Source organism: Streptomyces sp. MMG1533 (assembly GCF_001279775.1).
In the GTDB taxonomy this organism is placed as follows: Bacteria; Actinomycetota; Actinomycetes; order Streptomycetales; family Streptomycetaceae; genus Streptomyces.
In genome coordinates, this window is sequence record NZ_LGDG01000247.1 from 1 (window position 1) to 25,180 (window position 25,180).

At 71.0% G+C, this 25,180-nt stretch carries 19 protein-coding genes and 1 pseudogene; 11 read left to right on the forward strand and 9 right to left on the reverse strand.

All coding sequences use genetic code 11. The features are described 5' to 3' along the window. Positions 1–224 precede the first annotated feature (224 nt). The gene (locus tag ADK57_RS34255; RefSeq protein ID WP_053753558.1) at positions 225–2,591 is read right to left on the reverse strand and encodes an ATP-binding protein; all 2,367 of its coding nucleotides are present in this window, start codon (positions 2,589–2,591) and stop codon (positions 225–227) included. Positions 2,592–2,885: 294 nt separating this feature from the next. Here ADK57_RS34255 and ADK57_RS34260 point away from each other — a divergent pair, with 294 nt between their 5' ends. Then, entirely contained in the window at positions 2,886–4,235 is a 1,350-nt protein-coding gene (locus tag ADK57_RS34260; RefSeq protein ID WP_053753559.1) for a M14 family metallopeptidase, read from the forward strand. A 63-nt stretch (positions 4,236–4,298) separates the two neighbouring features. Here ADK57_RS34260 and ADK57_RS34265 read toward each other — a convergent pair whose 3' ends face one another. The 5 genes from ADK57_RS34265 to ADK57_RS34285 form a co-directional block, all read right to left on the reverse strand. Then, complete coding sequence (locus ADK57_RS34265; RefSeq protein WP_053753560.1) at positions 4,299–4,892, reverse strand: hypothetical protein; 594 nt, start codon at positions 4,890–4,892, stop codon at positions 4,299–4,301. Positions 4,893–4,967: 75 nt separating this feature from the next. After that, positions 4,968–6,446, reverse strand: a complete 1,479-nt coding sequence (locus tag ADK57_RS34270; RefSeq protein ID WP_053753561.1) for a GntP family permease — start codon at positions 6,444–6,446, stop codon at positions 4,968–4,970. 106 nt (positions 6,447–6,552) lie between these two features. Then, a complete protein-coding gene (locus ADK57_RS34275) occupies positions 6,553–6,963 on the reverse strand; it encodes a RidA family protein (protein WP_053753562.1) in 411 nt (136 codons plus the stop codon). After that, on the reverse strand, positions 6,960–7,724 hold the full coding sequence (locus ADK57_RS34280; RefSeq protein ID WP_053753563.1) for an IclR family transcriptional regulator: 765 nt from the start codon (positions 7,722–7,724) through the stop codon (positions 6,960–6,962). Before ADK57_RS34280 ends, ADK57_RS34275 begins: the two co-directional genes overlap by 4 nt. Beyond that, on the reverse strand, positions 7,721–9,007 hold the full coding sequence (locus tag ADK57_RS34285) for a sugar kinase (RefSeq protein ID WP_234390499.1): 1,287 nt from the start codon (positions 9,005–9,007) through the stop codon (positions 7,721–7,723). The genes ADK57_RS34280 and ADK57_RS34285 overlap by 4 nt, the downstream gene beginning before the upstream one ends. A gap of 199 nt (positions 9,008–9,206) precedes the next feature. Between ADK57_RS34285 and ADK57_RS34290 the strand changes: the two genes are divergently transcribed. Together ADK57_RS34290 and ADK57_RS34295 are read left to right on the forward strand one after the other, a co-directional pair. Beyond that, positions 9,207–10,472 carry an amino acid deaminase gene (locus ADK57_RS34290; RefSeq protein ID WP_053753565.1) on the forward strand — a complete coding sequence of 422 codons (1,266 nt, stop codon included), beginning with the start codon at positions 9,207–9,209 and terminating at the stop codon, positions 10,470–10,472. Positions 10,473–10,482: 10 nt separating this feature from the next. After that, the gene (locus ADK57_RS34295) at positions 10,483–12,090 is read left to right on the forward strand and encodes an N-acyl-D-amino-acid deacylase family protein (protein ID WP_053753566.1); all 1,608 of its coding nucleotides are present in this window, start codon (positions 10,483–10,485) and stop codon (positions 12,088–12,090) included. Positions 12,091–12,094: 4 nt separating this feature from the next. Here ADK57_RS34295 and ADK57_RS34300 read toward each other — a convergent pair whose 3' ends face one another. Together ADK57_RS34300 and ADK57_RS34305 are read right to left on the reverse strand one after the other, a co-directional pair. Beyond that, positions 12,095–12,961: a trypsin-like serine peptidase gene (locus tag ADK57_RS34300; protein ID WP_053753567.1), complete on the reverse strand. Its 867-nt coding sequence runs from the start codon at positions 12,959–12,961 to the stop codon at positions 12,095–12,097. Positions 12,962–13,112: 151 nt separating this feature from the next. Then, on the reverse strand, positions 13,113–13,847 hold the full coding sequence (locus ADK57_RS34305; protein ID WP_053753568.1) for a hypothetical protein: 735 nt from the start codon (positions 13,845–13,847) through the stop codon (positions 13,113–13,115). Positions 13,848–13,973: 126 nt separating this feature from the next. Here ADK57_RS34305 and ADK57_RS34310 point away from each other — a divergent pair, with 126 nt between their 5' ends. From ADK57_RS34310 to ADK57_RS34335, 6 genes are all read left to right on the forward strand, one after another. Next, entirely contained in the window at positions 13,974–15,185 is a 1,212-nt protein-coding gene (locus ADK57_RS34310; RefSeq protein ID WP_053753569.1) for a pyridoxal phosphate-dependent aminotransferase, read from the forward strand. Positions 15,186–15,263: 78 nt separating this feature from the next. Beyond that, positions 15,264–15,686, forward strand: a complete 423-nt coding sequence (locus tag ADK57_RS34315; RefSeq protein ID WP_053753570.1) for a hypothetical protein — start codon at positions 15,264–15,266, stop codon at positions 15,684–15,686. A 278-nt stretch (positions 15,687–15,964) separates the two neighbouring features. Then, positions 15,965–17,038, forward strand: a complete 1,074-nt coding sequence (locus ADK57_RS34320) for a substrate-binding domain-containing protein (RefSeq protein ID WP_053753571.1) — start codon at positions 15,965–15,967, stop codon at positions 17,036–17,038. 12 nt (positions 17,039–17,050) lie between these two features. Next, a complete protein-coding gene (locus ADK57_RS34325; protein ID WP_053753572.1) occupies positions 17,051–18,220 on the forward strand; it encodes a toxic anion resistance protein in 1,170 nt (389 codons plus the stop codon). Beyond that, positions 18,217–19,749, forward strand: coding sequence for a substrate-binding and vWA domain-containing protein (locus tag ADK57_RS34330; protein ID WP_053753573.1), 1,533 nt, complete (start codon positions 18,217–18,219; stop codon positions 19,747–19,749). Before ADK57_RS34325 ends, ADK57_RS34330 begins: the two co-directional genes overlap by 4 nt. Then, positions 19,736–20,338: a hypothetical protein gene (locus ADK57_RS34335; protein WP_053753574.1), complete on the forward strand. Its 603-nt coding sequence runs from the start codon at positions 19,736–19,738 to the stop codon at positions 20,336–20,338. The genes ADK57_RS34330 and ADK57_RS34335 overlap by 14 nt, the downstream gene beginning before the upstream one ends. A gap of 195 nt (positions 20,339–20,533) precedes the next feature. Here ADK57_RS34335 and ADK57_RS34340 read toward each other — a convergent pair whose 3' ends face one another. Further along, on the reverse strand, positions 20,534–22,393 hold the full coding sequence (locus ADK57_RS34340) for a phosphoenolpyruvate carboxykinase (GTP) (protein ID WP_053753575.1): 1,860 nt from the start codon (positions 22,391–22,393) through the stop codon (positions 20,534–20,536). Between the two features lie 342 nt (positions 22,394–22,735). Here ADK57_RS34340 and trhA point away from each other — a divergent pair, with 342 nt between their 5' ends. Both trhA and ADK57_RS34350 read left to right on the forward strand, forming a co-directional pair. Then, positions 22,736–23,449, forward strand: a complete 714-nt coding sequence (trhA, locus tag ADK57_RS34345) for a PAQR family membrane homeostasis protein TrhA (protein WP_053753576.1) — start codon at positions 22,736–22,738, stop codon at positions 23,447–23,449. Between the two features lie 107 nt (positions 23,450–23,556). Beyond that, positions 23,557–25,178: pseudogene (locus tag ADK57_RS34350) on the forward strand (MFS transporter). Positions 25,179–25,180 lie beyond the last annotated feature (2 nt).

A 25,180-nucleotide genomic window follows, 5' to 3' on the forward strand; every position in this document is an offset into this window, starting at 1 on the left:
GGGTCGGGGGCGCGGTGCGGGAGCCCGGCGCTACGGGGTGCTGCTGCGCCTGTTCGTACGGTTGGCGTATCGGTGCGCGGGGTACGGGCTGAGGTGCGGGGGGGTTGCGCAGCCCGGCGCTTACCGGGTGCCGCTGCGCCCACCCGTGCCGCCCCAGCGGCACGACTGCCCGCAGCTACGCGGCGTCGAGTGCACGCGGCTGTGCGGGTCGGCGGCGTGGTGCGTCAGCGTTGGGCGGTTACCCAGGCGGCGATCTGGCTGCGGTTGTTGAAGCCGAGTTTGCTGAGGATGCGTTCCACATGGCCTTCGGCGGTGCGGCGGGCGATCACCAGGCGGTCGGCGATCTGCTGGTTGGCGAGGCCTTCGGCGACGAGTTCGGCGACCTGGGCCTCTCGGCGGGTGAGGCGGATTTCGGGAGGGTCGTTCAACGGTGTTGCGGCGGGCGGGTGTTCGGAGGGGCCGGGTTCCTGGAGGGCGTAGCCGACGATCTCGGCGAGGCCGAGGCCGGCGCCGCGGTCGTATGCCTGCCGGAAGACGGACCGGCCGACCGCTTCGAGGGCGCGGCGTTCGCCGTCGAGACGGGTGGTGGTCAGGGCCTGCGAGCCCCAGCGGTTGCGGTCGACGGCGGTCCAGACCCGGTCGGCGCCGCCGAGCAGGACGGCCGCGCGTTCGTGGCCGCCGCCCTGCGCGGCGATGAGGGCGGCCAGGTCGAGGGTGAGGGCGATGCCGGTGACGTCGTGGACGGCGAGTTTGAGGCGGAGGGCTTCGCGGGCGTGCCGTTCGGCGCGCGGCCAGTCCTGCTTGACGCTGTGGGCGAGGGCGAGCATCCGCAGGGCGTAGGAGCGCACCCATTCCTCGCCGTGTTCCTCGCAGAGCCGCAGGGCCCGCCCACAGACCTCGACCGCTCGGTCCGCCTGTCCCAAATAGCCGAGGGCGCAGGCGAGTTCGACGTGGTCCATGGCGACGAGGCTGAGGTGCTGACCGGGGACCCGGCCTCGGGCGACGCCGGCCTCGAAGTGGGCCAGCGCGGCGGGGAGTTCGCCGGAGAAGAGCCGGATGACGCCGATGGCGTAGTCGGCGTGGGCGGCCTCGGCCGCGTCGCCCAGGCTCTGGGCCAGGGCGCGGGCGTCCTCGGCTCTGCGGCGGCCCCGGGTGAGGTCCTCGGGGCACCCGGCGAGCAGTCCGGAGGCCCACAGGCCGCGGGCCCGCTCGCGCGTCGGCTCGGGGTTGGCTTCGAGGGCACGGTCGAGCCAGTGGCGGCCCTCGCGGGGGGCTCCGCAGGCGTGCCAGTAGAACCAGAGGGTGCCGGCGAGACGGAGTCCCGCAAGGGCCTCCCCCGGCGCCGTGAGGCCGAAGTCCAGCGCCGCCCGCAGGTTGTCCTGGTCGGCCCGCAGCCGGGCGACGATCTCCCGTTGGCCGGGGCCGAACCACGCCCGTTCGCAGGCCGTGGCGAGGGCCTGCATGCGGTCACGGTGGCGGCGGCGGGTGGCGGGTTCCTCGCCCGGCAGCTGTCGTAATCTGTCCAGGCCGTATTGGCGCAGGGTGTCCAGGAGGCGGTAGCGCACGCCGTCGGGGGTGGCATCCCCGCGCGGCCTCCCCGATGCCTCCGGGCCGGGTTCTCGGCACAGTACGGACTTGTCGACCAGCCCGGCCACAGCCTCCAGGACGTCGTACGACCGGATCCGCTCGCCGTCGGCGCAGACCACCTCGGCCGTCTCCAGGTCGAAGCCGCCGGCGCAGACCGCCAGCCGGGCCCACACCAACTGCTCCCGCTCGGTGCACAGTTCGTGGCTCCAGTCGACCGCGGCGCGCAGCGTCCGGTGCCGGGGCAGGACGGCGGGGCTGCCGGCGGACAGCAGGCGGTAGCGGTCGTCGAGGCGTTCCAGGAGCTGTTCGACGCCGAGGACGCGCATGCGGACGGCGGCGAGTTCGATGGCGAGCGGGAGGCCGTCGAGGTGGCGGCACAGGCGGGCCACGGCGGCCCGGTTGGCGGCGGTGAGCTTGAAGCCGGGGGTGACGGCGGCGGCGCGCTCGGCGAAGAGGGCGAGGGCCGGATAGCCGTCGGCGGCGGAGAGGTCGCCGTCGGGGTCGGGGACCGGCAACGGGCGTACGTCCAGGAGGTGTTCCTCGGTGAGGCCGAGGCGGTGCCTGCTGGTGGCGAGGACACGGATGCCGACGGTGCCGCGGAGCAGGGCGGCGGCGAGGTCGGCGCAGGCGGGCAGCAGGTGTTCGCAGTTGTCGACGACGAGGAGGAGGCGCCGGTCCCGTGCGTGTTCGACGAGGGCGTCCAGCGGCGGTCGTTCGGAGTGGTCGTGCAGGCCGAGGGCGTCGGCGGCGGCGAGCGGGACGAGCGCCGGGTCGTGCAGGCCGGCCAGGTGCACGAAGCGCACGCCGTCCGGGAAGGCGCGCTCGACGCGGGCCGCGATGCGCACGGCCAGGCGTGTCTTGCCGACGCCGCCGGGTCCGGTCAGCGTGACCAGCCGCGCCCGGGCCAACAGCTCGCGGCCGTCGGCCTGTTCGCGGCGCCGGTCGACGAAGCTGGTCGTCTCGACCGGCAGGTGACAGTCCCGTCTTGGCGCTGATCCGCCCATGATCAGCCTCCCGTTGCCGAACCCTCACTTTCTCCGGAGTCCGGCACATGTGCACGCGACGGTCACACCCACGGGTGCACTTTTCCCGAGGGCGCTCTCCCGGGAGTGGGCCCGCGTACACTGCGCGGCCACCACCGAACGGTTCACGCCATCGCGTCTTTATTCACTCTTGACCTGCTCATGCCACAAGCAGACGATGAGCGGCACACCCGCACCAGTTCGTCGCTGAACCACCCCCCGCTCCACTCCCCACTTCCGGAGATCCCGGAATTCCCGGAGAAACCAGGAGACTTCATGCGACTTCACATACGAGGCTCGGGCGCCCGCCCCGGCAGACGGCGCGCCGCCGTCGCCGCCGTCGCCTCCCTCATGGCCCTCGCCCTCGCGGCCCCGCTCTCCGCGAACGCCGACAGTGCCCAGAAGGCGGCCCCGTCGGCCGACGACATCCGCCAGTACGAGGTGCACATGCCCTCGGACTCCGAGTCCCGTACTGCACTTCAGCGGTCCGGCGTGACCGTGGACGACGCCGACGACCACTCGGTCTACATCTCCGGCCGCGCGGACCAGGTCAAGAAGCTGAAGCAACTCGGCTACGACGTCACCCTGTCGGGCGCGGTGCCGGACCGGTCGAGCGGCGAGGACGACGTACGGCTCCTCGACTTCCCCTCGGCCGACTCGCGCTACCACAACTACACCGAGATGAACGCGGAGATCGACACCCGCCTCGCGGCGTACCCGAACATCATGAGCAAGCGCGTGATCGGGAAGTCGTACCAGGGCCGGGACATCGTCGCCATCAAGATCAGCGACAACGTGGCGACGGACGAGTCCGAGCCCGAGGTCCTGTTCACCCACCACCAGCACGCCCGTGAGCACCTGACGGTGGAGATGGCGCTCTACCTGATGCGTGAGCTCGGCGCGGGCTACGGCTCCGACTCCCGGGTCACCAGCATGGTGAACAACCGCGAGATCTGGATCGTGCCCGACCTCAACCCGGACGGCGGCGAGTACGACATCGCGACCGGGTCGTACCGGTCGTGGCGCAAGAACCGGCAGCCCAACAGCGGTTCCTCGTACGTCGGCACGGACATGAACCGCAACTGGAACTACCGGTGGGGCTGCTGCGGCGGGTCGTCGGGCTCGACGTCCTCCGAGACGTACCGGGGCGCCGCCGCCGAGTCGGCGCCGGAGGTCAAGGTCGTCGCCGACTTCGTGCGCAGCCGGGTGGTCGGGGGCACGCAGCAGATCACGGCGGCCATCGACTTCCACACGTACAGCGAGCTGGTGCTGTGGCCGTTCGGGTACACCACCGCCGACACGACGACCGGGATGACGGCGGACGACCGCAACGCGTTCGCGACGATCGGGCAGAAGATGGCCGCGAGCAACGGCTACACGCCGGAGCAGTCGAGCGACCTGTACATCACCGACGGGTCGATCGACGACTGGCTGTGGGGCAACCAGAAGATCTTCGCGTACACCTTCGAGATGTATCCGTCGTCCAGCTCCGGGGGTGGGTTCTACCCGCCCGACGAGGTGATCGAGCGGGAGACCGCGAACAACCGGGACGCGGTGCTGCAGCTGCTGGAGAACGCGGACTGCATGTACCGGTCCATCGGGAAGGAAAGCCAGTACTGCAGCTAGGGGTCAGCCGGGTGCCGGGGAGCCGCGTGGCCGTCGTGGCCGGTCGCGCAGCTCCCCGCGCCGCTAGGCGGCGTCGTCCCCGTCGCCCTCGTTGTCCTCGTCGCCGTCTTCGAAGTACGCGTCCAGTACGGCGTCCAGCTGCTCGTCCCACTCCTGGAAGCGCGCCCTGGCCGTCGCCTCGATCTCGATCGGGTACCAGCGGCGGTCAGGAGTGTGCACCGTGATGGTGAAACGCTTGCCGAAGCGGGGGGCCTCCGTCTCGACCGCGCCGATCTCGTCCCAGCGGAACTCGCACTGCTGGTCGTCGAGGGTCAGTCGGACGCCCTTGTGGTCGGCGACGATCTTCGCGCGGCGGTCGGACGCCTCGAAGACGGGGCCGTCGGGGGTCTCCTCCTCGTCGGCCTCCTCGGGCTCCTCGGCGGAGGGCTCCTTGCCTGCAGGCTCCTTGACCGCGGGTTCCTCGACCGCGGGCTCCTCCGACTCCGACGCCTCCGACTCGGCCGGCGTCGCCTCCTCGGCCACCTCGGCCTCCTCGGCCTCCTGCGGCTTGGCGTCCGCCGGCTCGCCGGACACGGGTGAGGTGAGCCCGGGGATGAAAGCCGGGTCGAATCCGGCGCCTTCCAGGGGCTGGCTGCTCGAACCTATGCGCTGCTCCACAGCGGGCAGTATGGTCGAAGATCCTGTGTCGGACACAGCCGACCCCAACTTCGTTATCAGACGCCTACACGGCGCCTACACGACCAGGCTGAGCACCGCCGCCACCACGAACCCCGCCACCGACAGCACCGTCTCCAGCACGGTCCAGGTCTTGAGGGTGTCCCGCTCGCTGATGCCGAAGTACTTCGCCACCATCCAGAAGCCGCCGTCGTTGACGTGCGAGGCGAAGATCGACCCCGCCGAGATGGCCATGATGACGAGGGCGACGAAGGCCTGGGAGTGGTCGCTCCCGGCGAGGAGGGGGGCCACGATGCCGGCCGTGGTGACGATGGCGACCGTCGCCGAGCCCTGGGCCACCCTCAGCACGACCGAGATCAGGTAGGAGAGGGCGATCACCGGGAGGCCGACGTCGTTGAAGGTGTCGGAGAGGGCCTGGGCGACGCCGCTGGCCTTGAGGACGGCGCCGAAGATGCCGCCGGCGCCGACGACCAGCAGGATGTTGCCGACGGGCTTCAACGACGCCGTCGACACCGTCTCCAGGGACCTGCGGGACCAGCCCCGGCGGATGCCCAGCAGGTAGTAGGCCAGGAGCAGGGCGATCGTCAGCGCCACGAACGGGCTGCCGAAGAACTCGATGACGGAGCGGCCGGTGGAGGGGTCCAGGGCGATCGAGGAGAAGGTGGCCGCGAGGATCAGCACCAGCGGCGTACCGATGATGCCGAGGACCGTGCCCAGCGGCACCGGCGTCTCCTGCGGCTCGACACCCGCCTCGCGCTGCTCGTTGACGACGGCGAGCTTGGCTTCCGCCGCCGCCTCCACCATGTCCTGCGGTACGGCGACGAAGATCCGCCGGCCGATCCACGCCGAGAACACCCAGGCGGCGAGCACGGCCGGAATGCCGCAGACGATGCCCATGAGGATGACCCAGCCGAGGTCGACGTGCAGGAGACCGGCGGCGGCGACCGGGCCGGGGTGCGGGGGCAGGAAGGCGTGGGTCATCGACAGGCCCGCGAGCAGTGGCAGGCAGTAGAGCAGGATCGATTTGCCGGAGCGCTTGGCAGCGGCGTACACGATCGGTGCCAGGACGAAGATGCCCACGTCGAAGAAGACCGGGATGCCGAAGATCAGGCCGGTCAGGCCCATGGCGAGCGGGGCCCGCTGCTCGCCGAAGAGGTTCAGGAGCCGGGACGCCAACACCTCCGCGCCGCCGCTGACTTCGAGGATCGCGCCGAGCATCGTGCCCAGGCCGATGATGATCGCGACATGGCCGAGGATGCCGCCCATGCCGGACTCGACGGTGGAGACGGCGTCCGACCGCTGGACCGTGCCGAAGAGTTCGGTGACCGACAGACCGGCGAGCAGGCCGACGGCTATGGAGACCGCGAGCAGGGCGACGAAGGGCTGGAGGCGGGCCTTGATGATCAGGAAGAGGAGGAGGGCTATGCCGATGGCGGCGACGGTCAGGAGACCTGCGGTGCCGTCGATCCAGAGGAGCAGGCCTCCGGTGTGGGGCGGGGTTTCGGGGGTGGGGGACGCCGCGAGCGGATAGGACATTGGGGGTCCTCTGCTTGAGTGCATGCTGCTTTCGGGCAGGGGGGATCGCGGCACGGCACCCCGAGGGGCGCCGAACCGTTTACGGCGTGCGGGAGTCGAGGGTGTGTCAGCCGAGTACGGCGAGCGCGTCGATCTCGATCAGGAGCCCGGCGGGGAGGCCGACGTAGACCGTCGTGCGGGCCGCGGGCGGAGCGGTGAGGGCCTGCTCCTCGAAGTACGTGTTGTAGATGGCGTTCATCTCGGCGAAGTGGTCCACGTCCGTCAGGTAGACGCGGATCATCATCACGTCGTCCCAGCTCGCACCGCCCTCCTCCAGGATCGCCTTGACGTTGGCGAGGGTCTGGAGGGTCTGTTCGCGCAGGGTCGGCCCGGCGGGCGTCGGCGGCTTGCCCTCCTCGGCGGGGAGGAAGCCGACCTGGCCGGCGACCTGAAGGATGTTGCCCTTCTTCACGCCGTGGGAGAACTTCGCGGGCGGGGTGGTGTGGGTCTTCGGGGTGAGCGCGATCTTCTCGGTCATGAGGTGGCTTCCTTGACGGGGGTTCTGCCGGAGTACTCGCCGCTGATCGCGTCCGCGACGCGGCGGACCAGGGGCAGCAGGGTGAGGAGTTCGTCCGCGGTGACGACGACGTTCGGCGCGGAGACCGACATCGCGGCGACGACCCGGCCGTCGGCTCCGCGGATCGGCGCGGCGACGCAGTTGATGGACTCCTCGTGGCCGCCGAGGTCGGTGGCCCAGCCCTGTTCGCGCACCTTGTCCAACTCCCGTAGGAACGCGGGGGCGTTGGGGGTCGAACGGGCCGTGTACATGGGGTAGTCGAGCTTGTCGGCGAGGGCGCGGCGCTCGGGTTCGGGCAGGTCGGCGAGGAGGAGCTTCGCCACGGCGGCGACGGTGATGGCGACGGGCTTGCCGATCCGGGAGTACATCCGCACCGGGTACCGGCTCTCCACCTTGTCGATGTAGAGGACCTCCTGCTCCTCGTAGACGGCGAGGTGGACGGTGTGTCCGCACTGTTCGTTGAGGCGTACGAGGTGGGGGTGGGCGATCTCGCGGATGTCGAGGTTCTCCATCGCCTCCTGGGCGAGGGCGATGAGGCGGGCGCCGAGGCGGTAGCGCTGGTCGGACTGGCGGTAGACCATGCCGTGCTCGTGCAGGGTGCGGAGGAGGCGCAGGGCGGTGGACTTGTGCACGCCGAGGCGGTCGGCGACCTGTCCCAGGTCGGCGGGGCCCTCGGCGAGCAGCGGCAGGATGCTCAGCGCGCGGTCGACGGTCTGGCTCATGGCGTACGTACCTCCTCCTCGGCCCGCTGTTCGGCCTGTGTCCAGCCGGGGCCGAGTCGAAGTCTCCCCCACGCGTCGTCGTCCAGGGCGGCCAGGCGGTCGGCGTGGTCGCGGGTGGGGGGCGGTGCGAGGTCGCCGGGGGCGGTGAGGGCGGCGGCGGCCCAGAGGTGGCCGTGGCGGAGGCGGTCCCTCACGGGCAGTCCGCGCAGGGTGGCGGAGAGGAACCCGGCGGCGAAGGCGTCACCGGCGCCGATCGTTGCGACGACGCCGACGTTGAGGGCCGGGACGAAGGTGACCGGGGTTGCTGCCGGGGGGTTGGTCGCGCAGCCCGGCGCTGACGGGGTGCCGTCCGCGCCCACCCGTGCCGCCCCAGCGGCACGACTGCCCGCGGGATGACGGCCTGGTCGAGCGCCGTGCGCGCCCGCGGAGGGGCGGAGTGGCTGGGTCCCGTCCGCGCCCGCGGAGGGCCGGAGTGGCTCGGCGACGTCCGCGCCCGCGGAGGGCCGGAGTGGCTCGGCGCCGTCCGCGCCCGCGGAGGGACGGAGTGGCTCGGCGCCGTGCGCGCCCGCGGAGGGGTGGAGTGGCTGGGCGACGTGCGCGCCCGCGCGCTCGAACACCGTCGCTCCTCGCGCCCCCTCCTTCACCACCAGCACCCCCGGCTCCGGCAGCGCCTCCCGGATTGCTTTCGGGCCGCCTGTGACGCCCCAGGCCTCCTCCGCCTCGTCCTCACCCACGAACACGATGTCGGCTCCGCGTGCCAGGTCCAGCAGTACTCGTGGGCCGTCGGTGTCGGGCCACAGGCCGGCGCGGTGGTTGACGTCGAAGGAGACCAGCGGGCGGCCGGGGCGGCGGGCGGTGAGCTCGCGCAGCAGCGCCAGGCAGCCGTCGGACAGTGCCGCCGTGATCCCGGAGAGATGGAGGATCCGTCCCGCCCGCACCGCCTCCAGGTCCATGTTGTCCACCGCCATCGCGGAGGCCGCCGAGCCCGCCCGGTAGTACGCCACCTCATGGGCGTCGGTGGACCGGTCGCCCGCCGTGCGGAAGTAGACGCCCGTCGGACGCGCCGGGTCCCGGTGCACGGCGAAGACGTCGACGCCGTATCCCCCGATCGTCTCGACCAGGTGGTCACCGAAGCCGTCCGCGCCGACCCGGCCGGCCCAGCGCACGGTGTGCCCGGCGGCGGCCAGCACGCACGCCACGTTCGACTCCGCACCCCCGATCCCCCGCTCGAAGGACGGAACATCGGCGAGGCGGCCCGGCCGGGAGGGCAGGAACGTGACCATGGACTCGCCGAGCGCGACGACGTCCACGACGTCGGGGGCATTGCGGGGTCCGCTGATGGTCACGATCGTCGTAGCTCCTGAACCTTGTGCGGGGGCGGCGGCTCCGTTGACCCCGCGTTGGCCGAGATGTTAGACAGCAGTAAGCGATATACGCAATGATCGTTGCAAGGATCGCAACACACCTGATCAGGGAGGCTCCATGGCCAGCGAAGCGCTCGCCCGCCTGGCAGAGGAACGCGTCGACCACCGTTTCAAGGGCCTCCCCCCGGACGCCGACGGCCGCACCGTCGGTGAGCTGGCCGCCCAGCGCCGCAACCTCTTCACCGACGGCTTCGCGACCCCCGTGCTCGCCCTCTCCGCCGAGCGCCTGGAGCACAACCTGAGGCTGATGGAGACGTACGCGACCCGCCACGGCCTCGCCTTCGCCCCGCACGGCAAGACCTCCATGGCTCCCCGGCTCTTCCAGCGCCAGATCGAGCACGGGGCGTGGGGCATCACGCTCGCGGTGCCGCACCAGGTGCGGGTGGCCCGGGCCTTCGGCATCCAGAGGATCTTCCTTGCCAATGAGCTGGTCGACCCGGCGGCCCTGCGCTGGATCTCCGCCGAACTCGACGCCGACGACGACTTCCGCGTCATCTGCTACGTCGACTCCGTACGCGGCGTCGAGCTGATGGACGCGGCTCTACGCGGCGCCCGCCGCCCCCTGGACGTCGTCGTCGAGCTCGCCGCCGGCGAGGGCGCCCGCACCGGCGTCCGCACGGAGGCGGAGTGCGCGGCGGTCGCGGACGCGGTGGCCGGGACGCGGACCCTGCGGCTCGTCGGCGTCGCGGGTTATGAGGGCGAGGTCCCGCAGGCCACCCCGGAGCGGGTGCACGCGTGGCTGGGGCGGCTGATCGCGCTCGCCGTCGGCTTCGACGAGGCGGGGCGGTTCAAGGGCGTGGACGAGATCGTGGTCAGCGCCGGCGGCAGCGCCTGGTTCGACGCGGTCGCCGATGCCTTCGCCGAGATCCCCGAACTGTCGGCCCCCGTACTGAAGTTGCTCCGCTCGGGCGCCTACGTCTCGCACGACGACGGCCACTACCGCAAGATCACCCCCTTCAACCGCGTCCCGGAGGAGGGCGCCCTGGAGCCCGCCTTCCGGCTCTGGACGCAGGTGGTGTCCCGGCCGTCCGCCGAGCAGGCCTTCGTGAACGCCGGCAAGCGGGACGCGGCGTACGACCTCGATCTGCCCTTCGCCCAGGTCGTCCGGCGGGACGGCGTGGAGCGTCCGGCCGCCGGCATCGAGGTGACGGCCCTGTCCGACCAGCACGCCTGGCTGCGCACCGCCCCCGAGGCGGATCTGGAGGTCGGCGACTGGCTGGGCCTCGGTCTGTCCCACCCGTGCACGTCCTTCGACAAGTGGCCGCTGATCCCGGTCGCGGAGGCGGACGGCACGGTCGTCGACTACATCCGTACGTTCTTCTAGGGGGCCCGGCGTGGAAGAGCTCGTCTTCCGGGACGCGGACGTCGTGGACGGCTCCGGCGGTCCGTCGTACCGCGCCGATGTGGTGATCGACCACGGCCGGATCATGTCGATCGTCCAGGAGGCCGCGGCGGCCGGCTGTCAACGTCCCAAGGCGCGCCGGGAGCTGGACGCCGAGGGCCTCGTCCTCTCCCCCGGCTTCATCGACATGCACGCCCACAGCGACCTGGCCCTTCTCGGCGACCCCGACCACAGCGCCAAGGCCGCGCAGGGCGTCACCCTCGAAGTCCTCGGCCAGGACGGGCTGTCGTACGCGCCGGTCGACGACCGTACGCTCGCCGAGGTCCGCCGCGCGATCACGGGCTGGAACGGACCCGGCGACGACCTCGACTTCGACTGGCGGTCGGTCGGCGAGTACCTCGACCGGCTCGACGAGGGCGTCGCGGTCAACGCCGCCTACCTCGTCCCCCAGGGCACGGTCCGCGCGCTCGCCGTCGGCTGGGAGGACCGCGAGGCGACGCCCCAGGAGCTGGACCGGATGCGGCGGTTGGTCGCGGAGGGCATGGAGCAGGGCGCCGTCGGCATGTCGTCGGGCCTCACGTACACCCCCGGCATGTACGCCAAGGACGCCGAACTCACCGAACTGTGCCGGGTGGTGGCGTCGTACGGCGGTTACTACTGCCCGCATCACCGCTCGTACGGGGCCGGGGCGTTGCAGGCGTACGAGGAGATGGTGGCTCTGACGCGAGAGGCCGGCTGCCCGCTCCATCTCGCGCACGCCACCATGAACTTCGGCGTGAACAAGGGCCGCGCGCCCGAGCTGCTTGCCCTGCTCGACGACGCGCTCGACGCCGGGGCCGACATCAGCCTCGACACCTATCCCTACACGCCCGGCTGCACCACCCTGGTCGCGCTGCTGCCCAGCTGGGCGAGCGAGGGCGGCCCGGAGGAGATCCTCAAGCGGCTGGCCGACGAGGAGAGCGCGGAACGCATCCGGCACCATCTGGAGGTCGTCGGCGCGGACGGCTGCCACGGCGTGCCCGTCGAGTGGGACACGATCGAGATCTCCGGCGTGGCGAACGCCGCGTTGGGGGACTTCGTCGGCCGTACCGTCCAGGAGTCCGCCGAGCTGCGCGGCGAGGCACCCTGGGTCACCGCGCGCCGTCTCCTCCTCGACGACGGCCTCGGCTCGACGATCCTCCAGCACGTCGGCCACGAGGAGAACGTGCGGGCGATCATGCGGCACCGTGTGCACACCGGCGGCTCGGACGGCGTCCTCCAGGGCAGCAAGCCGCACCCGCGCGCATACGGCACGTTCCCGCAGTATCTCGGCAAGTACGTAAGGGAGTTGGGGGTGCTGTCCCTGGAGGAGTGCGTCGCCCGTCTCACCGCACGCCCCGCGGCCCGGCTGCGACTGCCGGACCGCGGGCTGGTCCGCGAGGGTTACAAGGCGGACCTCGTGCTGTTCGACCCGGCCACGGTCGCGGCGGGTTCGACCTTCGAGAACCCGCGCGTGCTGCCGACAGGCATCCCGTACGTGCTGATCGACGGCCGGTTCGTGATCGAGGACGGCCGGCGGACGGACGTACTGGCGGGGCGGGCGGTGAGAAGGACTCCCTGAGCCCTTACGGCTTGGGCAGGACGCAGCCGCTTGCGCTCAGGCTGAGCTGGTTGCCGGTCGTGAAGCAGGCCGGGAACTGGTAGGTCTCCTGGGCGTAGTTGATGCCCTGGCGGACGGTGACGTTACCGCTCGCGTCGACCTCGCAGGGGTTGTTCACCGTGCAGCTCTCGCCGTCCTCGTTGCCGGTGTTGTTGACGGCGACGACCTTGCCGGTGGACTGGTCGACGACCGGCGAGCCCGAGGTGCCGCCGATGGTGTTGCACGCGGAGGTGTAGCGGACCGAGTCCTTCCAGGTCCAGTCGCCCTCCTTCATGGTGTGCACGAACCCGTCGATGGAGCAGCTGTAGAGCCGCTTCCAGTAGCCGGAGGCGACGGTGATCGCGGTGCCGGCGGTGGGGTGCGTGTCCTGCACGGTGAGCGCGCTGATGCCGTACGAGTTCCGGATCGCCGCGTAGGTGCTGGTGAGCTGGTAGATCGTGGCGTCCGTGTCGGTCATCGTCGAGTAGGCGATCTTGCTGGCGCGCAGCGTCGCGACGCGGGTGCCGGCGGAGTTGAGCAGCCCGAAGGTGCGGCTGGACGCCTGGTTGACGATCACCTCGCCGGGCTCCGGGAAGCCGCTCTCCAGGCAGTGGCCGTTGGTGAGCACCAGCGCGGGGGCGGTGTCCAGGGAGTTCGGGAAGCGGACCACCGAGCCGGAACAGTTGCTCAGCGCGACGGTCCCGGCGAGCGTGACGGCCTGGATCTTGGGCGACGCGGCCTTGGTGTCCGCCTGGGCCGCGGGCGCGGTGGGCGTGGGTGCCGCGACCGCGGGCGCCGCGCCCGCCCCGGCGATCACCAGGGCGAAGAGTGCGGCGACGAGAGGCTTTCTCATGTGGGGGTCCCCTCTACATGACGAGGGTGACCGGAGATCTTCCGGCCACCCGCAGTTTTTGTCATGCGCATTGTGAATGGAGGGGCGCGTGGGGGCAAGGAGGTGTTTTCGGCCTGGGGACGGGGCCGAAAACACCTCCTCGGCTTCGCCGCTACTTGGGCCCTTTCGTGCCTCCCGACCCTCGCCCCTTGCCGTTGGAGTTACCCGGAGCCGAGTCGCCCGAGGACGCGGTGGAGGTGGCCGCGGGGGTGGGGGACGGATCCGTGGACGACGTGGCCGAGGGCTCGCCGGACTTCTTCTCCTCCGGCGAGGCGCCCTTCGAGGCGTCCGTGCCGGCGGACGCCGAACCGCCCGGCCCCGAGGCGTCCGGGGAACCGGAAGACGCCGAGCCGTCCGAGGAGGACGAGCCCGCCGAGCCCGTCGACTCGTCCGGCGCCGACCTCGTGCCCTCCTTGCCCTGCGGTCCGTCCGAGGAGGACCCCGACAACGAGAATCCGGCGATCAGCGCCGCCGCGGACACCGCGCACGCCGCACCGGCGGCGACCACCACACGGTGCGAGCGCCACCGGCTCGGCTTCCGCCGCGACCCCCGCCGCCCATGGCCGACGCCGCGGACCGGCACCAGTTCGGCGCCGACCACCGGCCCGCCGACCGCCACCGGCCCGCCGTCGAGCACCGGGGGCAGCTCGCACGTCTCGTCGTAGGCGTTCTGCCAGCCGTGCGCGGCCGCCGGGTCGACGTACGCCTCGTACGCGGGCGTCGACGGGGCCGGCGGGAGGTACACGTTCGGCACCTCCTGCGGCTCGCCGCGCGCACCCGTGCCGTGGGCGCCGGTCGCGCCGTCGGCGCCGTACGGCCCGTTTTCGAACTGAGGTGGCCTGGACATGGCCGCGCATTGTAGAGACGAGAGGGGCCACTGGGACAGTCGTCGGCGATATCCACCCAAACCGCCGCGTCTCACGTGGCGGAAAACACGACCCAAGGAGCGTTACCGGGCCGTAAGCTCCCAGACATGCAGGTGATCCAGTCGACCAAGCTCGCCAATGTCTGTTACGAGATCCGGGGCCCGGTTCTCGAGGAGGCGATGCGCCTGGAAGCGGCAGGGCACCGCATCCTCAAGCTGAACACCGGCAATCCGGCCGCGTTCGGCTTCGAGTGCCCGCCCGAGATCCTGGAGGACATCCTCCGCAACGTCTCGTCGGCGCACGGCTACGGCGACGCGAAGGGCCTGCTGGCCGCACGCCGGGCCGTCGTCATGCACAACCAGACCCTCGGCATCGAGACGGACGTCGAGCACGTCTTCATCGGCAACGGCGCCTCCGAGCTGATCGTGATGGCGATGCAGGGACTGCTGGACGACGGGGACGAGGTCCTCATCCCGGCGCCCGACTATCCGCTGTGGACCGCGGCGGTCTCCCTCTCGGGCGGTACGGCCGTGCACTACCGCTGCGACGAGCAGTCCGACTGGATGCCGGACCTGGCGGACGTGGAGCGGAGGGTCACCGACCGCACCAAGGCGATCGTCATCATCAACCCGAACAACCCGACGGGCGCGGTGTACGACGAGGCGATGCTGCGGGGACTGACCGACATCGCCCGCCGCCACAACCTGCTGGTCTGCTCCGACGAGATCTACGACAAGATCCTGTACGACGACGCCACGCACACCCCGACCGCCAAGGTCGCCCCCGACCTCCTCACCCTCACCTTCAACGGGATGTCGAAGGCGTACCGGGTCGCCGGCTACCGGGTGGGCTGGATGTCGATCTCCGGGCCGCGCGCGCACGCCGACTCCTACATCGAGGGCCTGACGATCCTGGCGAACATGCGCCTGTGCGCGAACATGCCGGGCCAGCACGGGGTCGTCGCCGCGCTCAGCGGGCGGCAGACCATCAACGACCTGGTGCTGCCGGGCGGGCGGCTGCGGGAGCAGCGGGACGTGGCGTACGAGCTGCTGACCCAGATCCCGGGCGTGAGCTGCGTGAAGCCGAAGGGGGCGCTGTATCTGTTCCCGCGCCTGGACCCCAAGGTCTTCAAGATCAAGGACGACCGGCAGATGGTCCTCGACCTGCTCCGGCAGGAGAAGATCATGGTCGTCCAGGGCACCGGCTTCAACTGGCCCGAGCCGGACCACTTCCGGGTGGTGACCCTGCCGACGGCGGGGGACCTGCGGTCGGCGATCACGCGGATCGGGAACTTCCTGGACGGTTACGGCCAGCCGTGACAGGCACTTCATGAGGTCGCTCAACTTTAGACGAGATCTAAGCTAGGATGGTTTCCTGACAGCACAGGAGGCCATCCCATGTACGAGCCGATCCGCGCCAAGTCGGTCCACAGCACGATGGCCGGCACCACCTCCGACTTCCCCCACCGTTCCCGCGAGGAAGAGCTGGACATCCAGCTCGCGGGCCATCTCGCCGCGCTGCTCACCGTCACGGACGAGCTGCGCGCGCTGGCGCCGTCCGCCGACCTGGACACCGCGGCCGACCGGCTCGCCGACCAGGTGACCCGGCTGCGGGCCGGCCGTACGCCGGCCCGAGCACCGCTCACGGCCGTCACCGGCCGGACCAGCCTCGCATCCGTGCACCGGCGGGCGCACGCCCTCGCGGGCCGCGCGCTCGTGGTGGCCGCGTCCCGCGCGGACACCGCGGCGGCGATCCTCTCCGCCGAGCGCATGGACGCGCACGCGGCGGCCCTGGAGCCGCGGGAGCTCGCGTCCCACTGAGCCGTACGGCTCCCTGAACGGCCCCGGTCCGCGTGCACCCGCAGCGACGCGCGGACCGGGCGCCACAGCACTGCGTTCGCTTGAGCCGTTCATCGCCGTAGGGCGCCTTGTGGTCGGCGGGTGCGGGTTGCCTGCGGTTGCTCGCGCCCACGCGGCGGAGCCGCACATCGACACCGCCCCGCGCCCCTTTCGGGGCGCTGCAGTACCGGGACCGGTACGTCACCCCCCGTTCATGCTTCCCGCCGGGGAATGTTGGGTTCCGCGAGCACTCTCCCCCTGTGAGAAGAATCGCAGGAATCGTCCTCGCGGTCCTGCTGGTCGGCGGAGTGGTGGCAGCCGTCGTAGCGGGCCGGGACACCGGGGACAAGAGCACGGCAACGAAGACCGTGCACGCAGTGATCGGATCGGAGAAGGCGGAGTTCTTCGCCGATCCCGACGTGGTGAAGGCCCTCGCCGCCAAGGGCTACACCGTCAAGGCCGAGACCTCCGGGTCCTGGGCCATGGAGGGACTGGACCTCAAGGGCTACGACCTCGCCTTCCCGTCCAGTCAGGCGCCGGCCGCCGAGCTCGCCGCGAAGTACAAGGTCAGGCAGCCGCTGCCGGTGCCCTTCTACTCGCCGCTCGTCGTCGTGGCCCATCGCGGCGCCGCCGAGGTGCTGGCCGCCAATGGACTCGCCGCCCTCGACAAGAACCGCGGCACCCTGAAGATGGCCGCCCATCTCGACGCCGCCGAGCGGGACCGGACCTGGCAGCAGCTCAAGGGTGCCGAGAAGTACGGGGAGTTGACCGGCACGCTCTACGTCGCCACCACCGACCCCGAGACGTCCAACTCCGGTGCCCTCTACCTCGCCGCCGCCTCCTACGTCGCCGCCGGTGGCAAGGTGGCCGCGAGCGACGCCGACGTCGACCGGACCGCGCCCCTGATGCACAAGCTGGTCAGCGTGCAGGGCGCCCAGCAGTCGAGCACGGACGCGGCCTTCCGGGACTTCGTCAGCGGCGCCGGGAATCCGCTGGTGCTGGTGTACGAGTCGCAGGTCGCCGCGCTGCTGGGCGAGGGGGAAGGCGTCGACGACCTGACCGTCCTCTACCCGGACACCACCGCCAACAGCGACCACACCGTCGTCCCGCTCACGGAGAACGGCCGCGCGTTCGGCGAACTCCTCGGCAGCGACCCGGAGTTGCGCGAGCTGGCCGTCCGGCACGGGTTCCGGCCGCAGGGCGCGACCGCCGAGTTCACCAAGGCCACGGCGGCCCACGCCGACTACCTCAACCAGAAGCTGACCGGCATCCGGCAGGCGCCCGTGCCCACCTCCGAGGTGCTGCACGCGATGGCGCGCCGGGCGCGGGGATAGGGGGAACAGCTCATGACCGACGACACTTTCGTCCTCACGCCGCCCGAGGCCGTCGCGCCCGTGCCGCGGGAGAAGGCCGGCGGGCTCGTCCCCGTCGACGACACCGTCCGGACCGACATGGCCAAGAAGGCCGCCACGTACATCGAGGGCCTCGCCTCCCTCGACGCCCGCTCCCCCGAGTTCGCCGGCAAGGTCGGGGAGATCACCGCGCTCGGCGCCGGCGAGATGCGCAGCGCCGCCGCACAGTCCAACCGCATGCTGGAGCGGACCGTACGGAGTCTGCCCGCCAAGGGCGGGGACGCCCAGTCGCAGGTCGCGGGCTCGCTCGTCGAACTCCGGCGGGTCGTCGAGGACCTGGACCCGCGGGACCTTCCCGCCGCCAAGGGCCGGAAGTTCCTGTCCCGGCTGCCCGGCGGCAACAAGCTGCGCGACCACGTGGCCAAGTACGCCTCGGCGCAAGGCACGCTGAACAAGATCGTGGGCTCGCTGCGCGGCGGCCAGGACGAACTCCGGCGTGACAACGCCGCGTTGCAGACCGAGCGGGTCCGCCTGTGGGAGTCCATGGGCAAGCTCCAGGAGTACGTCGTGCTGACCGAGGCCCTGGACACGGCCGTCGAGCAGCACGTCGACGGCGTGGCGGCGACGGACCCGCAGCAGGCCGACTCGCTCCGTGCCGACGTCCTCTTCCCCGTCCGGCAGAAGCACCAGGACCTGCTGACTCAGCTCGCGGTGTGCGCACAGGGCTACCTCGCCATGGACGTCGTACGGCGCAACAACGAGGAGCTGATCAAGGGCGTCGACCGGGCGGCCACGACCACGGTGTCGGCGCTGCGCATCTCCGTGATGCTGGCCTCCGCCCTCGACAACCAGAAGAAGGTCGTCGACCAGGTCAACGCCCTGCGCGGGACGACCGAGGACCTCATCCGGGGCAACGCGGAGATGCTCGCCACCCAGAGCGGGGAGATCCAGCGGATCGCCGCGGACCCGGCCGTGGGGGCCGAGACCCTGCGGACCGCCTTCCAGCAGATCTACCGCACCCTGGACGCCATCGACACCTACAAGGTCCAGGCGACCGAGGCGATGGCGGCGACCGTGGAGTCGCTGACCTCCGAACTCCAGCACGCGAGCGCGTACTTGGAGCGCAGCCGGTCGCAGGGCGCGCTGGAGGGTGGGCTCGCATGAGACGACGACTCACGGCCTTCCTCGCCCTCGCCCTCCTGACGGGCTGCACCGCGGCCGAGGAGCAGGCCGACACGGGCGCCCCCGAACCCGGCACCCTCCGCGTCCTCGCCTCCAGCGAGCTCAGTGACATGACGCCGGTCCTCGACCGGGTCGAGAAGGACACCGGCATCAAGGTCCGGCCCACCTACCTGGGCACCCTGGACGCCGTGGAACTGCTGGCGAAGGGCACGGCGGACGGGCGGTACGACGCCCTGTGGCTGTCGTCCAACGACTATCTGCGCCTGCGTCCCGACGCGGCGAGGAAGGTCGTGTCCGAGACGCCGGTCATGTCGAGCCCCGTCGCCGTGGGAGTGAAGCCGGCGACCGTCGAGGCGCTCGACTGGAAGCCGGACGACGTCACCTGGGCCCGGGTCGAGCAGGCCGTCCAGGACGGGAAGCTGACGTACGGCATGACCGACCCGGCCCGCTCCAACTCCGGTTTCTCCACGCTGGTCTCCGTGGCCTCCGCCCTCTCCGGCGCCCAGTCCGCGCTCACGGACGCCGACGTCAAGAAGGCCACACCCCGGCTGAAGGAGTTCTTCCAGGGGCAGCAGCTGACGTCGGGGTCGTCGGGCTGGCTGGCGGCGGCGTACGAGCGGCGCGAGGACGTCGACGCGCTCCTCAACTACGAGTCCGTCCTCGAGGGCATCCCGGGTCTCACCGTGATCCGCCCCCGCGACGGCGTCGTCACCGCCGACTACCCGCTCTCCTCGCTCACGGCCACCGACGCCACCACCCGCGAGGACGTCCGCCGGCTGACCGAGGCCCTGCGCACGCCGGAGATCCAGCGCGAGATCACCGAGCGCACCCACCGCCGCCCCGTCGTCGCCTCGGTACGGCCCGCGTCCGGGCTCGACACGACCCGCCGACGCGAACTGCCCTTCCCGGGCAGCCGTTCCGTCGCCGACGGCCTGCTGGACTCGTACGAGAACGAGCTGCGCCGCCCGTCGAGGACCGTCTACGTCCTCGACACCTCGGGCTCGATGGAAGGTGACCGGCTGGCGGGCCTCAAGGACGCGCTCGCCGACCTCACCGGGGACTTCCGGGACCGTGAAGAGGTCACGCTGATGCCGTTCGGGTCTCAGGTGAAGAGCGTACGGACCCATGTGGTGGACCCGGCCGATCCGCAGACGGGCCTCGACGCCATCCGCGAGGACACCGAGGCGCTCACCGCCGAGGGCGACACCGCGATCTACACCTCGCTGGAGAAGGCGTACGAACATCTCGACGCCGACCGGGACACCTTCACGTCCATCGTGCTGATGACGGACGGCGAGAACACGGCGGGCGCGAAGGCGGAGGAGTTCGACGAGTTCTACGACACGGGGCTCAAGAGCACGTACAAGCACATCCCCGTCTTCCCCATTCTCTTCGGCGACTCCGACCGCTCCGAACTGGAGCACATCGCCGAGCTGACCGGCGGCCGCCTCTTCGACGCCCGGCAGGGCTCGCTGGACGGCGCCTTCGAGGAGATCCGTGGCTACCAGTGACCTGCTCGGTTATCTCGAGTCCCGCAAGAACATCGCCGGGAGCGCGTGCGGGCTGGCCGGACTGGCGTTGACGTTCGTGGGGGTCGCGGGACCGTACTGGCCCGTGGTCGTGGCGGGGCTGTACGGCGCGGGCGCGCTCGTCGCACCGCCGGAGCGGCCGGCGCTGCCGGACTTCCCGGACCCGTCGGCCCAGCTCGACGAGATCCGGGCCGACTTCGACCGGCTCCAGGCCTATCTCGCGGGCGTCGAACTGCCGCCCGCCGCCGCGGGCCGGCTCACCGAACTGACCGGGCTGCTGGCCGCGTTGCTGGATCCCGGCTGGGTCACCGAGGTGCTGGCCCAGGACCCGGAGGGCGTGCACACGCTGTCGCGGGCCGTACGGCAGGACGTTCCCGAGGCCGTCGACACGTTCGTACGGACCCGGTGGTGGACGCGGCTCGCGCCGGGCCAGGAGCCGCCGGAACGCCATCTGGAGCGGCAGCTCACGCTGCTGCACGAGGAGGCGGAGCGGCTGGCCGCGAGTGTGCGGGAGACGGAGGCGCGGCGGCAGGAGTCGCACACGCGGTATCTGGAGGACCGTTCCCGGTGAAAGGGCGAAGGCCTGTCGCCATCCTCCCAGTCGAGGCGGACGGGGAGGACGACGACAGGCCCAGGGCTCTGCACGCCGTTGTGCGGAACCTCGCCGGTACGGGGGTCGAGCAGGGTGCTGTCACCGCGGCCGGCCGTGACGATACTGCTGGTCAGGGCACGATCGGAGCCGGCCGCGGCGTCTTGGGAGGGCCCATCAGCCCAGGCGCTGCACCAGGGCGCGGTACTCGTCCCACAGTTCCTTGGGCGTGTGCTCGCCGAAGGTGTTGAGGTGCTCGGGGACCAGGGCGGCCTCCTCGCGCCAGACCTCCTTGTCGACCGTGAGGAGGAAGTCGAGGTCGGACTCCGAAAGCTCCAGACCGTTCGTGTCCAGCGCCCCCTTGGCCGGCAGGATGCCGATCGGGGTCTCGACGCCCTCGGCCTTGCCCTCCAGGCGCTCCACGATCCACTTCAGGACGCGGCTGTTCTCGCCGAAGCCGGGCCAGACGAACTTGCCCTCGTCGTTCTTGCGGAACCAGTTGACGTAGTAGATCTTCGGGAGCTTCGCCTGGTCCTTGCCCTTGGCGACGTCGACCCAGTGGCCCATGTAGTCGCCCATGTTGTAGCCGCAGAACGGCAGCATGGCGAAGGGGTCGCGGCGCAGCTCGCCGACCTTGCCCTCGGCGGCGGCGGTCTTCTCGGAGGCCACGTTGGCGCCGAGGAAGACGCCGTGGTTCCAGTCGAAGGACTCCGTCACCAGCGGTACGGCGGTGGCGCGGCGCCCGCCGAAGAGGATCGCCGAGATCGGCACGCCCTTGGGGTCCTCCCACTCGGGCGCGATGATCGGGCACTGCGAGGCGGGCACGGTGAAGCGGGCGTTGGGGTGGGCGGCCGGGGTCTCGGACGCCGGCGTCCAGTCGTTGCCCTTCCAGTCCGTCAGGTGGGCCGGAGTCTCCTGCGTCATGCCCTCCCACCAGATGTCGTTGTCGTCGGTCAACGCCACGTTGGTGAAGACGGAGTTGCCCCACAGCGTCTTCATCGCGTTGGCGTTGGTGTGCTCACCGGTGCCGGGCGCGACGCCGAAGAAGCCGGCCTCGGGGTTGATGGCGTACAGGCGGCCGTCCTCGCCGAAGCGCATCCAGGCGATGTCGTCGCCGATGGTCTCGACCGTCCAGCCGCGGGTGGTCGGCTCCAGCATGGCGAGGTTGGTCTTGCCGCAGGCGCTCGGGAAGGCGGCGGCGACGTACTTGGACTCGACCCGGCTGGAAGCAGAGGGGGGCGGGGTCAGCTTGAGGATCAGCATGTGCTCGGCCAGCCAGCCCTCGTCGCGGGCCATGACGGAGGCGATGCGCAGGGCGTAGCACTTCTTGCCGAGCAGCGCGTTGCCGCCGTAGCCGGAGCCGTAGGACCAGATCTCGCGGGTCTCCGGGAAGTGCGAGATGTACTTCGTGGAGTTGCACGGCCACGGCACGTCCGCCTCGCCCTCGGCCAGCGGCGCCCCGAGCGTGTGCACGGCACGCACGAAGAAACCGTCGGAGCCGAGCTCGTCCAAGACCGGCTGCCCCATGCGGGTCATGGTGCGCATGGACACGGCGACGTAGGCGGAGTCGGTGATCTCCACGCCGATCGCGGAGAGGTCCGAGCCGAGGGGGCCCATGCAGAACGGGACGACGTACATCGTCCGGCCCTTCATCGAGCCGCGGAAGACGCCCTTCTCACCGGCGAAACTGTCTCCTTCTCCGGTAAAGATGGCCCGCATCTCGGCGGGAGCCTTCCAGTGGTTGGTCGGGCCCGCGTCCTCTTCCTTCTCGGAGCAGATGAAGGTCCGGTCCTCGACCCGGGCGACATCGGTCGGGTCGGAGGCCGCGTAGTACGAATTGGGGCGCTTGATCGGGTCGAGTTTCTTGAAGGTGCCCTTCGCCACGAGCTCCTCGCACAGGCGCTCGTACTCGGCCTCTGATCCGTCACACCAGACCACGTTGTCCGGCTGCGTCAGTTCTGCGATCTCGTTCACCCACGAGAGCAGTTCCTTGTGGGTGGTGGGAATGACGGGGGGAGCCGCGATGTCGCGCGCCACGATTGCTCCTAAGTGAGGGATTTTGTCCTTGTTTGCCCCGTGGGGGCCGCGACCCGGATGCTTCGCAGCGTCTGTTCCCTCTGGCGCTCATCCGGTGCCGACCGCACTCATTTGATCATCCGACGAGTACGCCCATCTGTCCATAGGGACGTACAGATGAGCGGAGTGAGGATCGCCACGTGTAAAAACGCCACTTTGCGTCCACATGGGTTTCAGCTGAAGGTTCTTTGAAACGGCATCCACGGCACTCCCGCCGAACCCCCGTGAGACGATGGCCACTCTTCGCCGGCCAACGGGTCGCCCTGACCCGCAACTTACGGTTCCGTAGGTACGATGTCGCGTATGACTGCGTCCGTCCCCGACGCGACCAAGGACACCTCGGCCGCAGGCCGCGGTCCCGTCGCGACCTCTCTGCCACATCCGGTCAAGCCCAGGCTCCGCGGCTGGCTGCACCTGGGCATGTTTCCGGCCGCACTCATCGCGGGCCTGGTGCTCACCGCCCTCGCCGACTCCCCCAGAGGCCGCCTCGCCTGCGGGATCTTCGCCCTGACGGCCTGCCTGCTCTTCGGCGTCAGCGCGCTGTACCACCGGGGCAACTGGAGCCCCCGCATGGACGGGGTCCTACGGCGACTGGATCATGCCAACATCTTCCTGATCATCGCCGGCACCTACACCCCGCTGACAATGCTGCTCCTGCCGGGCGCCAAGGGGCAGTGGCTGCTGTGGAGCATCTGGGCGGCGGCCGCGGCGGGCATCATCTTCCGCGTCTTCTGGGTCGGCGCCCCGCGCTGGCTCTACACGCCCTGCTACATCGCGATGGGCTGGGCGGCCGTCTTCTTCCTGCCCGACTTCATGCGCTCCGGCGGCATCGCCGTCCTCGTGCTGGTGATCGTGGGCGGCCTGCTCTACAGCGCGGGCGGAGTGATCTACGGCCTCAAGCGCCCGAACCCGTCACCGCGCTGGTTCGGCTTCCACGAGGTGTTCCACTCCCTGACCCTGGCGGCGTTCATCGCGCACTACATCGGGATCTCGCTGGTGGCGTACCAGCACACGTAGCACCCCCCTTCCCCGAGGGCCACGACTTCGAGTCGTGGCCCTTTTTTGCATGCCCGAAAGGCACCACCGATTGATAGTCACTGGATTTTGAGAGTTACTCTCATTTCATGGCTACTGTCACTCAACCTTCCGAGGTGCAGCCCGACCCCCGCCGCTGGTGGGCCCTCGCCGCCCTCGTCGCGAGCATGCTGACCCTCGGCTTCGACATGACGATCCTGAACGTGGCGCTGCCGACGATGGCCGGCGACCTCGGCGCCACCACCGGCGAACAGCTGGGGGTCCCCCCAGGCGTTTAGCACTGGGGGAGGTTGGCGGACGCGTACGTCGTCGTCTTCGCGGCGCTGATGCTCCCGGCGGGTCTGCTGGGCGACCGGTTCGGAGGGCGGCTGATGCTGATCGCCGGGCTGGGGATCTTCCTGGCCGGCTCGGTCGTGGGCGCCCTCGCCGGGGACGTGAACGCGGTGATCGTCGCCCGCGCGGTGATGGGCGTCGGCGGCGCGCTGGTCACGCCGCTCGCCCTCTCCGTCCTGCCCTCGCTCTTCGGGCCCGACGAGCGCACCAAGGCCGTCGGCATCATCTCCGCCGCCTCCGCGCTCGGCCTGCCGCTCGGCCCGATCATCGGCGGCTGGCTGCTCAACCACTTCTGGTGGGGCTCGGTCTTCCTCGTCAACGTCCCGATGGCAGCGATCGGCATCACCGCCTGCGTCTTCCTGCTGCCCGAGACCCGCGACCCGGCCTCCCCCAAGGTCGACACCGTCTCCACCGCGCTCACCGCGGGAGGGCTCGGCGCCCTGATCTACGCGATCATCGAGGCGCCCACCCGCGGCTGGGGCGACCCGCTGGTGCTGGGGATGTTCGGCGCGGCCGTGGTCCTGCTCGCCGGGCTGGTGCTGCGGGAGCGGCGGACGGAGCGGCCCATGCTCGACATGACGCTGCTCGCCCAGCGCGGCTTCCTCTTCAACACCGTCGCCGCGACCCTGGTGATGTTCGTCCTGTCCGGCCTGCTCTTCGTGCTGCCGCCCTACCTCCAGGCGGTCCTCGGCCACGACGCCCTCGGCACCGGTCTCCGGCTGCTCCCGATGATGGGCGGCCTGCTGGTCGCCTCCCGCACCGCCCAGCCGGTCGTGGCCCGGTTCGGCGCCCGCGCGGCGGTCAGCGCCGGCCTGGTGGTGCTGGCCTTCGCCGGGCTCCTCGGCAGCCGTACCACGGTCGACTCCGGCTACGGCTTCACCGCGCTGTGGCTCTCGATCGCCGGGCTCGGCTTCGGCTGCTCGCTGATCCCGGCGATGAACGGCGCCCTGGGCGCCCTGCCCCGCGACCGGGCCGGCTGGGGGTCCCCCCACGCCGTTGAGGCAGTGGGGGAGGCTCCGGGCTGCTGATGACGCTCCGCCAGGTCGGCGCCGCGATCGGCATCGCCCTGCTCGGCAGCCTGCTCGCCGGCACCTACCGCGACCGGCTCGACGTCACGGGGCTGTCCGCGCGGGCGGCGGACACCGCCGGGGACTCCGTGGTCGCGGCGCACCTGGTCGCCCGGCAGAGCGGGTCGGCCGATCTGGTGACCTCCGCGAACAGCGCGTACGTCCACGGCATGGGCATCGTGCTCCTGGTGTGCGGGATCGCGGCCCTCGGGTCCGCGCTGCTGGCGGCGGCGTTCCTGCCGAACACCCCCGTGACCAAGAGCTCCGAGGCCCCGGACATGGCTGCCGCCGAGGTCGATGCCCGACAATGACC

Excerpts from the sequence above, each read along its gene's own strand:
- ADK57_RS34255 (WP_053753558.1), bottom strand. The coding sequence starts at position 2,591 with ATGGGCGGATCAGCGCCAAGACGGGACTGTCACCTGCCGGTCGAGACG.
- ADK57_RS34260 (WP_053753559.1), top strand. The coding sequence starts at position 2,886 with ATGCGACTTCACATACGAGGCTCGGGCGCCCGCCCCGGCAGACGGCGC.
- ADK57_RS34270 (WP_053753561.1), bottom strand. The coding sequence starts at position 6,446 with ATGTCCTATCCGCTCGCGGCGTCCCCCACCCCCGAAACCCCGCCCCAC.
- ADK57_RS34275 (WP_053753562.1), bottom strand. The coding sequence starts at position 6,963 with ATGACCGAGAAGATCGCGCTCACCCCGAAGACCCACACCACCCCGCCC.
- ADK57_RS34280 (WP_053753563.1), bottom strand. The coding sequence starts at position 7,724 with ATGAGCCAGACCGTCGACCGCGCGCTGAGCATCCTGCCGCTGCTCGCC.
- ADK57_RS34285 (WP_234390499.1), bottom strand. The coding sequence starts at position 9,007 with ATGGTCACGTTCCTGCCCTCCCGGCCGGGCCGCCTCGCCGATGTTCCG.
- ADK57_RS34290 (WP_053753565.1), top strand. The coding sequence starts at position 9,207 with ATGGCCAGCGAAGCGCTCGCCCGCCTGGCAGAGGAACGCGTCGACCAC.
- ADK57_RS34300 (WP_053753567.1), bottom strand. The coding sequence starts at position 12,961 with ATGAGAAAGCCTCTCGTCGCCGCACTCTTCGCCCTGGTGATCGCCGGG.
- ADK57_RS34305 (WP_053753568.1), bottom strand. The coding sequence starts at position 13,847 with ATGTCCAGGCCACCTCAGTTCGAAAACGGGCCGTACGGCGCCGACGGC.
- ADK57_RS34310 (WP_053753569.1), top strand. The coding sequence starts at position 13,974 with ATGCAGGTGATCCAGTCGACCAAGCTCGCCAATGTCTGTTACGAGATC.
- ADK57_RS34315 (WP_053753570.1), top strand. The coding sequence starts at position 15,264 with ATGTACGAGCCGATCCGCGCCAAGTCGGTCCACAGCACGATGGCCGGC.
- ADK57_RS34325 (WP_053753572.1), top strand. The coding sequence starts at position 17,051 with ATGACCGACGACACTTTCGTCCTCACGCCGCCCGAGGCCGTCGCGCCC.
- ADK57_RS34330 (WP_053753573.1), top strand. The coding sequence starts at position 18,217 with ATGAGACGACGACTCACGGCCTTCCTCGCCCTCGCCCTCCTGACGGGC.
- trhA (WP_053753576.1), top strand. The coding sequence starts at position 22,736 with ATGACTGCGTCCGTCCCCGACGCGACCAAGGACACCTCGGCCGCAGGC.